Raw genomic sequence first — 12,967 nt, 5'->3', positions numbered from 1 at the left:
AGGAAAATATAGAGGAAAATATAGAGGAAAATATAGAGGAAAATATAGAGGAAAATATGAGCGAAATTTTAGACGATACACAAGATGAGTTTGCAAATTTAAATGAAAATGATATTATGTTGGCTTTAGGCGAAGAGCTTGCTCCAGCTATTGTAGAAAAGAAAGAAGAAAATAGATTAAGCACTCAAGAAAAAATAGAAAATTTACAAGAAGATGAAATGGTAAATGAGCTTAGTAAGAGTATAGCTCAAACCATTACTTCAAGTATTACTGATGATACTTTAAAAGCAGCCTTAAAAGGCATGAAAATGAATATAAACATTAATATAAGCTTTGATGAGGATAAACATTGAGTGGTCAAATTTTAATCATCTCAGGACCAAGTGGAGCAGGGAAGAGCACCTTGCTTCAAAGGCTTTTTAAAGAAAAAGATAATATTTATTTTTCTATTTCAAGTACAACAAGAGCTCCTAGAGAAAATGAAAAAAATGGAGTAGATTATTTTTTTATCAGCGAAGAAGAATTTAAACAAGGTATAGAAAAAGGCGATTTTTTAGAATGGGCTTTGGTGCATAAAAATTACTATGGTACTTCGTTAATCCCTGTAAAAAAAGCATTACAAGAGGGTAAAAGTGTCGTTTTTGATATTGATGTACAAGGTTTTTGCATAGCTAAAGAAAAAATGCCTGAATATATTACCTCTGTTTTTATTACAACCAAAAACAAAAAAGAACTTGAAAAAAGATTGCTTAAGCGAAATACTGATAAAATAGAAGATATTAGCAAAAGATTAGAAAATGCTAGTGATGAAATGACTTATTTGGATCGATATGATTTTTTAATCATAAATGATGATCTAGAAAAAAGTTATAGGGAATTAGAAGCAGTTTTTGAAGCTTCAAAATTAAAAAGTGCAAAACATGATTTAAAACAAATTCAAATTCAATGGAATAAAGGAGAATAAAATGCATATGCCAAGTGGAACCCAATGGTTAATCATATTACTTATTGTAGTATTACTTTTTGGTGCTAAAAAAATTCCAGAGCTTGCTAAAGGTTTAGGAAAAGGTATTAAAACTTTTAAAGATGAAATGAATACTGATGATGATAAAAAAATCGTTCAAGAAGATGCACAAAAAATTGAAAAAATCAACGAGAAAGATGTGCTGGTAAAAGAAAATAATGAAGAAACAAAAAAAGCTTAAGGCGATATGTTGAAAACTTTAGTTTATAAAGAAATTAAAGAGAAACTAGGAAGAGATTTTATCTTAGAAAATCCTAAAAATAAAAATCTAGCCCATTTTGCTACACCTTTGGCTTTTTCTTTAGCTAAAGAATTAAGGCAAAACCCTGTAATAATTGCTAATGATATTGTTGCTAAGTTAAAAGATTGTGATTGTTTTGAAAGTGTAGAGGCTTTAAATGGTTATGTAAATTTTAAGCTTTCAAAGGCTTTTTTAAATTCTTTGGCTACGCAAGCTTTGAGTGATAGTGAAAATTTTGCAAAAGATGAAAAAAAAGAGCAGAGTTTTTTACTTGAATATGTTAGTGCAAATCCAACAGGACCTTTACACATAGGGCATGCTAGAGGGGCTATTTTTGGTGATACTTTAACTAGGGTTGCTAGACATTTAGGATATAAATTTGATACAGAATATTATGTTAATGATGCGGGTAATCAAATTTATCTTTTAGGTCTTTCTATATTGCTTGCAGTAAAAGAACATTGCCTAAAAGAGCAAGTTCAATATCCTGATGAGTATTATAAAGGTGAATATATCATAGATGTGGCAAAAGAGGCTTTTGCTGAATTTGAAAAAGATTTTTTTATAGAAGGAAATATTCCACAATTAGCGCTTTGGGCTAAGGATAAAATGCTAAAAATTATTAAGCAAAATTTAGCCGATGCTAAGATATTTATTGATACTTATGTGAGTGAAACAAGCTATTATAGTGAATTAGAAAATACTTTAAAAGTCTTAAAAGAGCATGGTGGTACTTATGAGCAAGATGGTAAAATATGGCTTACATCAAGTGCTAAAGGTGATGAAAAAGATCGTGTGATTATTAAAGATGATGGAAGAGGAACTTATCTAGCTGCTGATATAGTTTATCATAAAGATAAAATGAGTCGTGGTTATGATAAGTGTATCAATATATGGGGGGCTGATCATCACGGCTATATAGCTAGAATGAAAGCTGCTATGGAATTTTTAGGTCATGATAGTCAAAATCTTGAAATTATCTTAGCACAAATGGTTTCACTCTTAAAAAATGGCGAGCCTTATAAGATGAGTAAAAGAGCAGGAAATTTCATTTTAATGGGTGATGTTTTAGAAGAACTTGGTAGTGATGTGCTAAGATATATTTTTATCAGTAAAAAATGTGATACGCATTTGGAATTTGATGTAGATGAGTTTAAAAAAGAAGACAGCTCTAATCCTGTGTATTATATTAATTATGCTCATGCGAGAATTCATCAAGTATTTGCCAAAGCAGGTAAGAGTGTAAATGATGTTATATATGCTAAATTTGAGAGTTTAAATGAAGATGGTATGAATCTTTTGTTTGAAAGCTTAAATTTAAAAGCAGTACTTAATGATGCATTCGAATCAAGAGCCTTGCAAAAAATTCCTGATTATTTAAAAAATTTAGCCTCTTTATTTCATAAATTTTATAATGAAAATAAAGTTGTTGGCTCAAGCAATGAAGATGAGCTTTTAAAACTTTTTGCCATATGTGCCTTGAGTATTAAAACAGCTTTTGCACTCATGGGAATAGAGGCAAAGAATAAAATGAATCACGATTAATTTTGATCGTGATTTTTGCTTTTTTTAATACTTCTTGTCATCATAAAGCTTTGTTCAAAAAATAAAAGCAAGGTTATGCTTACTCCTACTGCTAGAGCTAATGTTACCGAAAGTGTTGTAAAGAAATAATCAAAAAAATGAATCAAAAAATTAGTTTTTTCGCCAATATCCTCTGAGCGTATAAAAGAAATCAAATACAATATAGCTTTGTATGCGTAAATTCCGGGTATCATAGGGATAAGAGCGGGAAAAGCTATAATTTCAGCAGGTGTTTTAAAAATCTTAGCCAAAAACAAACCAAGACAACCTATGCTAAAAGAAGCTATAAAGGTCGCAATAGCTAAAGTTTGAAAGCCAAAATACCCCATTAGAGTAAAACGCATACCATGTGCTATGGCAGCCAATATGGCTGAGAGTATGAGTGTTTTAAAGGGTGGATTGCACACATAAGCAAAACCAAATCCTGTTAAAGCTGCAAAAAACATATCCCAAAGTATAGAAGAATAATCAATCATCTTAAAATTCCAAAGTCACTAATGCTAAGAGTGGTATAAATTCCAATAGCAATACAGCATACCAATATCGCCACACTAATAATACGACTAAAACCCATAAGTATGTGATCTTTTAAAATATCTATAATTGAGTTTATAAAATAAACTCCAGGTATTAAATACAAGATACTAGAACCCAAAGCAATATTTGCTTCTTGTATAAGCTTTAAATCCACTCCAAAAAACACAATAAAAGAAGATAAAAAAGAGCAAAAAATATATTGAATTCTTAAATCAATTTTTATTCTAGTGAGTAAAACTCTCAAACTAAAACCCGCCAAAGTAGCTAAAAATACAAATAAACATCCATAAAAATCTCCCCCAAATAGCTTACAAAAGGCCGAATTTGCTGCTGAAACTAAAAATAAATTAGCTAAAAAAGGATTTCTTTTGGTTTGTTTGAGTTTTAAAAGAGAAATTTTGGCTTCTTCTAGGTTATATTTATGATCATGAATTTGCCAACTTAATGCACTAAGTTCTAAAATAAGTTTAAAATTAATATGATTGTGTTTGTTAGGTATGATGTAGGTTCTTTGTATAGAATTGTCATCTTTATCAAAAATATTTAGCGTAGTATGATGAAAGAAAAAATTCATATTAATTTCATAACCATACGCATTAGCTATCCTTCCAACGCATTTTGCTACTCTTGCTGTGTAAGTTCCTGCACTTAGAAAAACGCTAATATATTCGATTAAAAAATTAGTTAAATTTTGAATTGATGGTTTTTGCATAAATATTCTTTAAAATAGTTTTTAAAGATTTTATCAAAATTAAAATATAAAATCTTATAAATTTAAAATATTTTTGTAAAAATATTAAAAATATATGCACTAGGTAATTTAAGGAAGTTAAAAAAAATTAAGTGCGATTTTTCTTTTTTTGTATATAAATATAAATAGCTAAAAGCATACTTATAAAAATAATACAAGCAATAATAACAAAATGTAGATATTCTTTAAGTAAGTCTTCATTTTTACCTAAAATATAACCTAATATAAGTAAAATTAAACACCAAATTCCAGCTCCTAAACTAGTATAAAATATAAATTTTTTCAAATTCATTCTTGCAAGTCCAGCAGGTAAAGAAATGTATTGACGCAATCCAGGGATTAATCTACCACTAAATGTTGATATTTCACCATGTTTATTGAAAAAGGCTTCAAACTGAGCAAATTTTGTTTCATTAACTCCAAAATATTTACATATTTTTAAAATAACATTACGCCCTAAAAAATAACATAAGTAATAATTTAATAAAGCACCCAAAAGAGCTCCAAAAGTCCCACAAAGTAGACATAGCCAAAAGTTAAGTTCGTTTTGATGAGCTAAATATCCAGCAGGTATCATCACTACTTCACTAGGAAAAGGAAAAAAGGAGCTTTCTATAAACATAAGAAAGATAATCCCCCAATAACCCCAATCTTTTGCAAGAGTAAGTAAAAAATCTATAATATCACCAAGCATAAACACCCTTTAATTTTTTAAACTAATGATATAAATTTAGTTTTAATGTTTTAAAAATATAGCATGGCTTTTGCACAAATGACTATTAAAATGCATAAAATCAATGCAATCAAGTGAGATTTTAAAGGATCTTTTCTTTTTAAAATTTTTATAAAAAACAAAGAATAACAAGTTAAAGCTAACATTGTTATTAGTAGCAAAAGCTTGATAAATAAAAATACTCCAAAATTGCTTGCAAAAAAATCCCAAAAAGAATTAAATTCATAAAAACTTAAAAGATAAAAACCACTCAATAAAAGTAAGATAAAAATACTAGCAAAAATAAAAATACTTGACTTGGTATAGGCTTTTTTAATTTTATCGCAATCTTCTTTGCTTTCGTGTTTATAAGCAAAGCAATAAACACAAACATCAAAAAATACATAGGCTATAAAAAATATAGCACAGATAAGATGAATACAAATAAAAATAAAATGCACAACTAATCTCCTTAAAAAATCATAGCACAATTTTAAGGAGATGTAAAATTAAAGTTTTTCTAAAATTTGGATAGTTTTGATTTTATCTCCTGCTCTAATGCTATCTAGTACTTCTAAACTTTCTTTGTCTTCAGGATTGATTTGTCCAAAGATAGTATGCACTCCATCTAAATGAGGTTGTGGGCTGTGACAAATAAAAAATTGTGAACCACCTGTATCTCTACCGGCATGAGCCATAGATAAGCTACCTCTTAAGTGCTTGTGTTTTTGATCGTCACATTCACATTCTATCTCATAACCAGGGCCACCTGAACCTATACCATAAGGGCAGCCACCTTGTATTACAAAATTTGGAATCACGCGGTGAAAAACAAGCTCATCATAAAAACCTTCATTGGCTAAGTTGGCAAAATTACACACAGTTTGTGGTGCTTCATCGGGAAATAATTCTAATTTCATATCACCTTTTTCGGTGCTAATGATAGCAAAATTGTATTTTTTTGCATCTTTTATGTCGATTTTTTTAAGCATTTTTTTTGCTCCTATTCTATGTTGGTATAAACTGCTTGTACATCATCATCATCTTCTAATTTATCAAGCAATTTTTCAATATCAAGAAGTTGCTCTTCGCTAAAGCTTACGGGGTTATTAGCAAGATATTCAAGTCCTGCTTTTTTAAGCACTAAGTCTTTTTTTTCTATGGCGTTACTAAGTTCACCAAAAGCAGTGTAATCACCTATAATTAGTAATTCTTCTTCATTTTGTTCAAGTTCTTCAAGTCCTGCATCAATGAGTTCAAGTTCAAGTTCTTCTAAATCTCCATCATATTTTTCAAGATGAAAAACAGCTTTATGTGAAAACATAAAAGTTAAAGAGCCATTTTGTAAAATTTCTCCACCATTTTTGCTAAAAATTGCTTTTACATTAGCCACTGTGCGTGTAGGATTGTCACTCATACACTCAACAATGATTAAAGCTCCATGTGCTGCTTTTCCCTCATAGTGGATATTTTTAATATCAGCACTATCTTTTCCACTTGCTCTTTTAATAGCTGCATCGATATTGTCTTTTGGCATATTATTAGCTTTTGCAGTAGCTATGGCACTACGAAGCTTTGGATTCATATCAGGATCAGCTCCGCCTTCTTTTGCTGCTACTTGTATAGCCTTTGCAAGTTTTGGAAAAAGTTTGCTCATTTTATCCCATCTTGCTTCTTTAGAGGCTCTGCGATATTCAAACGCTCTTCCCATAAATTCTCTCTTTCTTATATTGTTTTAAAGTTAAAAGTATAAACTAAGAAGTCTAAATTTGATTTTAAAGGAGCAAAAGAGTGATCAGAAAATCTAGGAAAGATGATGTTAAAAAATGTATACAATTGCTTGCTTTGGCAATGGATCATTTTATATATAAACTTAGTGGCTATAATGATCATCAAAAAGCCATAGAGGTTTTAGAAAATTTCTTCACTCAAGAAAATAATCGTTTAAGCTATGAAAATATATATGTTTATGAAGAAGATAATGAAATTTTAGGTGTGATTTGTTTTTATGATGGGGCTTTGGCAGATGAGCTAGATAAACCTTTAAATGAGCATTTAGAATTTTTAGGAATTAATGAAAAAGTTTTAAAAGAATGTGATAATGAGTTTTATTTAGATAGTATTTGCGTGGATGAAAAGGCAAGAGGGAAAGGTATTGCTAAGAAATTGATTGAATATGCCTTCAATGAAGCTTTGAAAAATGGCAAAAAGCTTTCATTAATCGTAGAAGATGAAAATATAAATGCAAAAATGCTTTATGAAAAAATGGGTTTTAAATTTATAAAAAATAAAATTTTTCACACTCATAAATATGAATACAGAGAAAAAGGAGAATAAATGATTATAAAAACTAAAAATATTAATTGTCAAAGTTGTGTAAATTTAATCAAAGCTTCATTGGAAGATGAATTTGGTGCTATGCAAATAAGTGTTGAAAATAAAAGCATAGAGATTGATTTAAAAGTAGAGCAAGTTGAAGAGTTTAAAAAACAATTGCAAGATTTAGGTTTTGAGACAGATGAAGCATGAGTTAAAGCTAAAAATAGGCAATATGACCTGTGTTAATTGCTCTAATGCTATAGAAAAAGTTTGTGCAAAAATTGATGGGGTAGAAGATGTAAGTGTTTCTTATGTCAATTCTAGTGGAGTGTTTTTGCTTAAAGATTTATCTTTAGAAGCAAAGATCAAAGAAAAAATTAAGGCTTTGGGTTTTGAAATATTACAAGAAGAGCAAAATTTATACGAATTTAAACTCAAAGAGCTTAAAAATATGAAAACAAAGCTTATTATGAGTATAATTTTAAGCTCTATTGTGATGTATTTTGAAATGTTTGTTCAAGGAAATGTTTCTGCTTTAATTCAAATGTTTTTATCTATGGTAGCGATTTTTTATTGTGGAAAAGGTTTTTTTATCCACGCTCTTAAAGGATTAAAACATAAAAATTTAGATATGAATACCTTGATATCCTTAGGTGCTTTTACTTCTTTTATATATTCTTTTTTTGTGTATTTTGAGGTATTTAGTAAAGATGGTTATTTGTATTTTAGTGGCGGAGCGATGATTGTAAGCTTTGTATTATTAGGTAAATACTTAGAAGAAAAGGCTAAATTTAAATCCTTAGAATATCAAAACAAACTAAAAAATATAGATATTAAAAAAGCTAATATAATCTTAGAAGATGCAAGTATAAAAAGCATACCTAGTGCTTTTGTAAAAGAAAATGATGTGATTTTAGTAAAAGAGGGTGAAAGCGTTGTTGTTGATGGGGTGATTATAGCAGGCGAGGCTGAGGTTGATGTGAGTTTTTTAACAGGAGAATTTTTACCACTTTTGAAAAAGCAAAATGATGAAATTCTAGCAGGAAGTGTGTTGATTAATGGAAGCTTAAAGATTAAAGCTAGTAAAAAGGCGATTGAAAGCTCATTAGAACAAATTAAAGATCTTGTTTTTAAAGCAGGCAATATCAAAACACCTTTAGCAAATTTAGCTAATAAAATTTCAGCTTATTTTGTAGCTTGTATTATTGTTTTATCGCTTTTTGTGTTTGTTTTTTGGTATTTTAAAGAAGGAGTCAACGCAGCATTTTTACATGCTTGTGCCACTCTTTTAATCTCTTGTCCTTGCGCTTTGGGCTTAGCAACCCCTATAGCCATAGTTAGTGCTTTAGCAAATGGTGCAAGAAATTTTATCTTAGTAAAAAATCCAGCGGTATTAGAGAATTTAGCTAGTATAAAACTTGCTATTTTTGATAAAACAGGCACTTTAAGTCAAGATGATTTAAGTGTTTATAAGCATGATCTAACTCAAGAAAATTTTCAAAAACTCACGCAAATTGAAAATTTAAGCTCACATCCAATCGCAAAGGCTTTTACTAAAAAATTGAATGTAAATTTAAATTTACAAGGAAAATTAAGTGTTTTAGTGGGTAGTGGTTTGCTTTATGAGGAAAATGATGATAAATATTTAATAGGCAATGAAAAATTAATGCTTGAAAATAGTGTTGATATACAAAAAAGCAAGCAATTTTTGCAAGAATTTGAAGATCAAGCACCTATATGTTTGTATTTTGCAAAAAATAATATTTGTCTTGGTGGGGTTTGTTTAAAAAATGAACTTAAAAACGAAGCTAAAAATTTGATAGCAAATTTAAAACAAAAAGGTATAAAAAGTATTATTTTAAGTGGTGATAATAAAAAAAGTGTTACTAAAATAGCAAATGAACTTAATGTTGATGAATATTATTCTGATTTAAAACCTGAGCAAAAACTTGATTTCATAAAAGAAAAAATCAAAAAAGAAAAAGTTCTTTTTATAGGAGATGGTATCAATGATGCTCCTGCTTTAAATTTAGCTAGCGCAAGCATAAGTTTTTCTAAAGCAAGTGAGCTTGCTAAAAAAAGCGGAGATTTGATTTTGATAAAAGATGATTTATCTTTAATAGCTTATTGTTTTGAGCTTTCTCAAAGAACTAAAAATATCATCAAACTTAATCTTTTTTGGGCTTTTGTTTATAATGCTTTATGTATTCCCATTGCGGCAGGTCTTGTGTCATTTATAAGTCTTAGTCCGCATTTGGCAGCTTTAGCAATGTGTTTTAGTTCTATAATGGTTGTTTTAAATTCAATAAGACTACGCTAAATTAATTTAAACTCCAAAAATGGAGTTTAAATTTTATAATTCATTAACAGCGCGATATGCTTGATCAATAGCAGCATGCATATAAGCATCCCAATCAGAATCTGAATTAGCTATGGTAATGTTTCCAAAAGGTTTTCTTGCAAGTTCTATTGTTTTTTGTGCTTCTTCGCTATCATCAAAAAGACTATTCTCTGTATATGAATAGCAGTGTCCCCAGCGATTTACAACTATAGCTTTTATATCTCTTTCGTGATTAAATCCAGCAGAACCCAACATACCTTGAAGTTGATCGCGGATAATTTTTTCGTGTTCTTCAAAACTCATAGTAAATAATAAATTTCTACCTACTCTAGCTCTATCTCTTGCATCCATTCCCTCAAGATCAATTCCTTGCATAGAAGCAAACACTAAAGGTGAACATACCATATGAACGCAAATTGGTTTTTTAGGATCTCTTGGGTGGTGGTATCCTCCCATATCCACAGGATAATCAAGCTTGGTTCTAGCATAAGGCATTTTTGGAGAATAAATTTCATGAACGCCAAGTTTTATAAAAGGTTCCCAGTTGCTTATAATAACATTTGTATGCAAAAGTGAAGTTTTTACATTTTTACTTAAAGCATCTTTTTGTTCTTGAGGAAGAGTTGGAATGATGTAAGGGATCATGCTATTATAGTTTGCCATAACTACTTTTTTAGCTTTTACTCTGTAATTTTTGCCTTTATTAACATAAGTTACTAAAGCTCCATCTTTTGTGTTTTCTACATTTATAACAGTGCTATTTAATCTTAAGCGAACTTTATTCTTAGCTAAATCAAGTTTAGAATAATCAAAATGAGCCAAAGTAACTTCATCCATATCTTTACCCTTTTTAGATACTTCAGGAATTAATCTTCTAACCATTAATCTAGCAACTGTAGCATTGCCATCAGCACAATGGTGAATGTATGGCTCTTCCATTTCAGCTAATGCCTCTCCTTCTATAGGATCAAGACCAAGTTTATCAAAACCAGGTAAAAAAGAAGCTCTAGCGTCTTCACAAGAAACAGCATCAATTCCTAAAGCCAAAAAGTCATCTGTCATACCTTCAAAGAATTTTACAGCTTGTGGAGAAAGTTTAACTTTTTCTTCTAAGAATTTTTTATAGCTTGTTTTTGCAACATATTCATCTCTTTGTTGCTTATTCATGCCTTTTAAGTAGTCTTTTTCGCTTTTAAATAAAGCAATTAAATCTTTTTTGTCTTTTTCGTTTAATGGAAAATCACCGATAAAAGCTTCAACGCTTCTACCATTGTGTCTACCTTCTGGTATATCATCACAAATTACTTTTCTAGGATTGCCACTTACTATTTTATCTACTCCAAATTCAGTTTTAGAAAAATACACCCCTCTACTTAGTTTTAAATCAGGATAGAAATTTACATCAAAGCGTTTTGCTAATTCATCAATGTCAATTCCTAAAGAATTTAATAAGTCTATTACTTCTTTTGAGAACAAAGCATTTGGAGATTGAAAAGTTTCACTACCACCATAGCTTAAAATAGTTCCATCTTCTAATTGTATTTCATTCCTTCTAGCATGTCCACCAAAGTCATCATGGTTGTCAAGAATTAAAATTTTTTTATCTTTGCCAAATTTATTTTGATAAAAACAGGCTGCTGCTAAACCGCTAATACCTGCTCCAACTACAACTAAATCATATTCTTGTTTTGGTTTAATAGCGCTAAAATCAAATTTTTCACCATCTCTTAACATATGAGCAAATTCATAACTTGCATTATTACTACCTCTTAATCCAAGCCATTTTGGTGGGTAGTATTCTTTAGTGAAATCTTCTATTTTAGCTTCTTTACCATAAAGAACTTGCAATGGAGTCATTCCCGCAAGTATAGTCAAAGCCATTCCGTTTAAAAAATCTCGTCTTTGCATTATTTTTCCTTAAAATTAAGATATATCAAGTCTTATTTTAAAAAAATATTTATATTATTATGCTTAATGTCTTTTGCTGTTTTGTGAAAATTTAAAATGAGGTTACTTTTTTTCTCTTTTTATAATTTTTCCATATTTTAGTGAGTAAAAACAACACAGCTATACTCAGAGCTAAAATATGTGATATTTGTGGAATTTTTGCAGATAAAAAATAATGCCAAGATGCTATTAAAAAACAAATATAAGCTAATTTTCTTATTTTTATGAGTTTATTAAAAAACTTAAAAGAACTAATAAACATTAAAGTTAGCAGAAAAAATGTTATAAAGCCACTAAATTCTAAATTTTTATTAAAAGTATCTTTTAAAAAAATTATAAAATTTAAATTTTTTCCAAAAGCAAAATAATTTATAAAATGCACTATAGCCCAAAAAAATGCATAAAAACCTAAAAATTTAGGGTAATCTTTTGTGTGTTTATACTTTAAAAGTGAAAAAAATAGGCTTAATCCAAAAAAGATTAAGCCAAATACACCACTATAAAAATAAATAGATTTTACAATATCAAATTCTTGTTTAATTTGATAGAAACTATAAAATATACTTAAAATAAAAAATAAAAATGCTATGATATTGCAGTTTTTTTTACTCATTAAAAATTAACCTTTAAATCCATATCTTTATACAAATGTGCCACTTCTTTTTCATATCCGTTAAATATTTGCGTAGGCTTTGTAAAAAATTCTCCCAAAGGACGCTCATTTGCTTGAGACCATCTAGGGTGGGAAACATTTGGATTAACATTAGCATAAAATCCATACTCTCTTGGGTTTGCTAGCTCCCATGTGCTTTTAGGTTGTTCTTTGGTAAATTCTATTTTTACAATAGATTTTATACTTTTAAAACCATACTTCCATGGAACTACAAGGCGAATTGGTGCTCCATTTTGTCCTAATAAAGGCTTTTTATACATGCCCACAGCCATAAGTGCTAGTGGGTGCATAGCCTCATCTAATCTTAAGCCCTCTACATAAGGATAATCAAGAGTTGGAAAAAATGAGGCTTGATCAGCAAATTGATTTTTATCAAAAAGAGTGGTAAATTTTATAAATTTAGCCTCACTTTTAACTTTACATTTTTCTATTAAAGCACGCAATTCAAAACCAACCCAAGGCACCACCATGGACCAAGTTTCAACACAGCGAAATCTATAAATTCTCTCTTCTAATGGAAAAGCCAATAAATCTTGCATAGTTAAAGTCAAAGGTTCTTCAACTTCCCCGCTAACTTCTATTTTCCAACCATTTGTGTTGAAATTTTTTGCAAGCTCAACAGCTCTTTTTTTATCAGTAGAAAATTCATAAAAATTAACATAATTAGTTGCAATTTTTTCTTCACTTAAATTTAATTTTTCATTGTTAGGATCAGGAAAGAAATTTAATGCCATTAATTCAGATTGAACTAAAGCTGAACTAACTAAAGCTCCAGCACCTAGTTTTAAAAAATGGCGTCTTTTGTTATATAATTGTTCGTTTGTGATATTCATGAAGC

At 29.4% G+C, this 12,967-nt stretch carries 15 protein-coding genes and 1 pseudogene; 7 read left to right on the top strand and 9 right to left on the bottom strand.

The window, feature by feature from the left end; translation table 11 throughout:
- The 4 genes and pseudogenes from L8X38_RS01100 to argS form a co-directional block, all read left to right on the top strand.
- A pseudogene (locus L8X38_RS01100) lies at positions 1-353 on the top strand (highly acidic protein); the annotation flags it as partial.
- Positions 350-964, top strand: a complete 615-nt coding sequence (gene gmk, locus L8X38_RS01095; protein WP_263661038.1) for a guanylate kinase — start codon at positions 350-352, stop codon at positions 962-964. The pseudogene L8X38_RS01100 and the gene gmk, both read left to right, overlap by 4 nt.
- A gap of 1 nt (position 965) precedes the next feature.
- Positions 966-1,205 carry a twin-arginine translocase TatA/TatE family subunit gene (locus tag L8X38_RS01090; RefSeq protein WP_133318671.1) on the top strand — a complete coding sequence of 80 codons (240 nt, stop codon included), beginning with the start codon at positions 966-968 and terminating at the stop codon, positions 1,203-1,205.
- A gap of 6 nt (positions 1,206-1,211) precedes the next feature.
- Complete coding sequence (gene argS, locus L8X38_RS01085) at positions 1,212-2,810, top strand: arginine--tRNA ligase (RefSeq protein WP_412175437.1); 1,599 nt, start codon at positions 1,212-1,214, stop codon at positions 2,808-2,810.
- On the opposite strand, the gene L8X38_RS01080 is transcribed toward argS, so the two are convergent.
- From L8X38_RS01080 to L8X38_RS01055, 6 genes are all read right to left on the bottom strand, one after another.
- Positions 2,807-3,325, bottom strand: a complete 519-nt coding sequence (locus tag L8X38_RS01080; RefSeq protein WP_133318673.1) for a threonine/serine exporter family protein — start codon at positions 3,323-3,325, stop codon at positions 2,807-2,809. The two genes, argS and L8X38_RS01080, sit on opposite strands and share 4 nt — an antisense overlap.
- Positions 3,322-4,098 (bottom strand): threonine/serine ThrE exporter family protein, encoded by a 777-nt coding sequence (locus L8X38_RS01075; RefSeq protein ID WP_263661036.1) that lies wholly within the window; start codon positions 4,096-4,098, stop codon positions 3,322-3,324. The genes L8X38_RS01080 and L8X38_RS01075 overlap by 4 nt, the downstream gene beginning before the upstream one ends.
- A gap of 127 nt (positions 4,099-4,225) precedes the next feature.
- Entirely contained in the window at positions 4,226-4,831 is a 606-nt protein-coding gene (locus tag L8X38_RS01070; RefSeq protein WP_263661035.1) for a DedA family protein, read from the bottom strand.
- 50 nt (positions 4,832-4,881) lie between these two features.
- Positions 4,882-5,310: a trehalose-6-phosphate synthase gene (locus L8X38_RS01065; protein WP_220566898.1), complete on the bottom strand. Its 429-nt coding sequence runs from the start codon at positions 5,308-5,310 to the stop codon at positions 4,882-4,884.
- Between the two features lie 48 nt (positions 5,311-5,358).
- Positions 5,359-5,841 (bottom strand): peptidylprolyl isomerase, encoded by a 483-nt coding sequence (locus tag L8X38_RS01060; RefSeq protein ID WP_133318677.1) that lies wholly within the window; start codon positions 5,839-5,841, stop codon positions 5,359-5,361.
- An 11-nt stretch (positions 5,842-5,852) separates the two neighbouring features.
- Positions 5,853-6,560, bottom strand: a complete 708-nt coding sequence (locus L8X38_RS01055; protein ID WP_263659021.1) for a YebC/PmpR family DNA-binding transcriptional regulator — start codon at positions 6,558-6,560, stop codon at positions 5,853-5,855.
- 80 nt (positions 6,561-6,640) lie between these two features.
- Here L8X38_RS01055 and L8X38_RS01050 point away from each other — a divergent pair, with 80 nt between their 5' ends.
- From L8X38_RS01050 to L8X38_RS01040, 3 genes are read left to right on the top strand one after another with little or no spacing between them, the layout of a single operon-like run.
- Complete coding sequence (locus L8X38_RS01050) at positions 6,641-7,186, top strand: GNAT family N-acetyltransferase (RefSeq protein ID WP_263661034.1); 546 nt, start codon at positions 6,641-6,643, stop codon at positions 7,184-7,186.
- Positions 7,187-7,378: a cation transporter gene (locus L8X38_RS01045; RefSeq protein ID WP_263661033.1), complete on the top strand. Its 192-nt coding sequence runs from the start codon at positions 7,187-7,189 to the stop codon at positions 7,376-7,378.
- On the top strand, positions 7,368-9,488 hold the full coding sequence (locus L8X38_RS01040) for a heavy metal translocating P-type ATPase (protein WP_263661032.1): 2,121 nt from the start codon (positions 7,368-7,370) through the stop codon (positions 9,486-9,488). Before L8X38_RS01045 ends, L8X38_RS01040 begins: the two co-directional genes overlap by 11 nt.
- Positions 9,489-9,521: 33 nt before the next feature.
- Here the strand turns inward: L8X38_RS01040 and L8X38_RS01035 are convergent, their stop codons facing one another.
- The 3 genes from L8X38_RS01035 to msrP form a co-directional block, all read right to left on the bottom strand.
- Positions 9,522-11,417 (bottom strand): NAD(P)/FAD-dependent oxidoreductase, encoded by a 1,896-nt coding sequence (locus L8X38_RS01035; protein WP_147575233.1) that lies wholly within the window; start codon positions 11,415-11,417, stop codon positions 9,522-9,524.
- A gap of 91 nt (positions 11,418-11,508) precedes the next feature.
- Positions 11,509-12,069: a sulfite oxidase heme-binding subunit YedZ gene (locus L8X38_RS01030; RefSeq protein WP_263661030.1), complete on the bottom strand. Its 561-nt coding sequence runs from the start codon at positions 12,067-12,069 to the stop codon at positions 11,509-11,511.
- A complete protein-coding gene (gene msrP, locus L8X38_RS01025) occupies positions 12,069-12,962 on the bottom strand; it encodes a protein-methionine-sulfoxide reductase catalytic subunit MsrP (RefSeq protein ID WP_263661029.1) in 894 nt (297 codons plus the stop codon). The genes L8X38_RS01030 and msrP overlap by 1 nt, the downstream gene beginning before the upstream one ends.
- Positions 12,963-12,967 lie beyond the last annotated feature (5 nt).

The organism is Campylobacter sp. CNRCH_2014_2452 (assembly GCF_025772865.1).
Classification (GTDB): domain Bacteria; phylum Campylobacterota; class Campylobacteria; order Campylobacterales; family Campylobacteraceae; genus Campylobacter_D; species Campylobacter_D lari_D.
The sequence above is the reverse complement of the archived record's forward strand: the minus strand, read 5'-3'. Positions and strand labels throughout refer to the sequence as shown.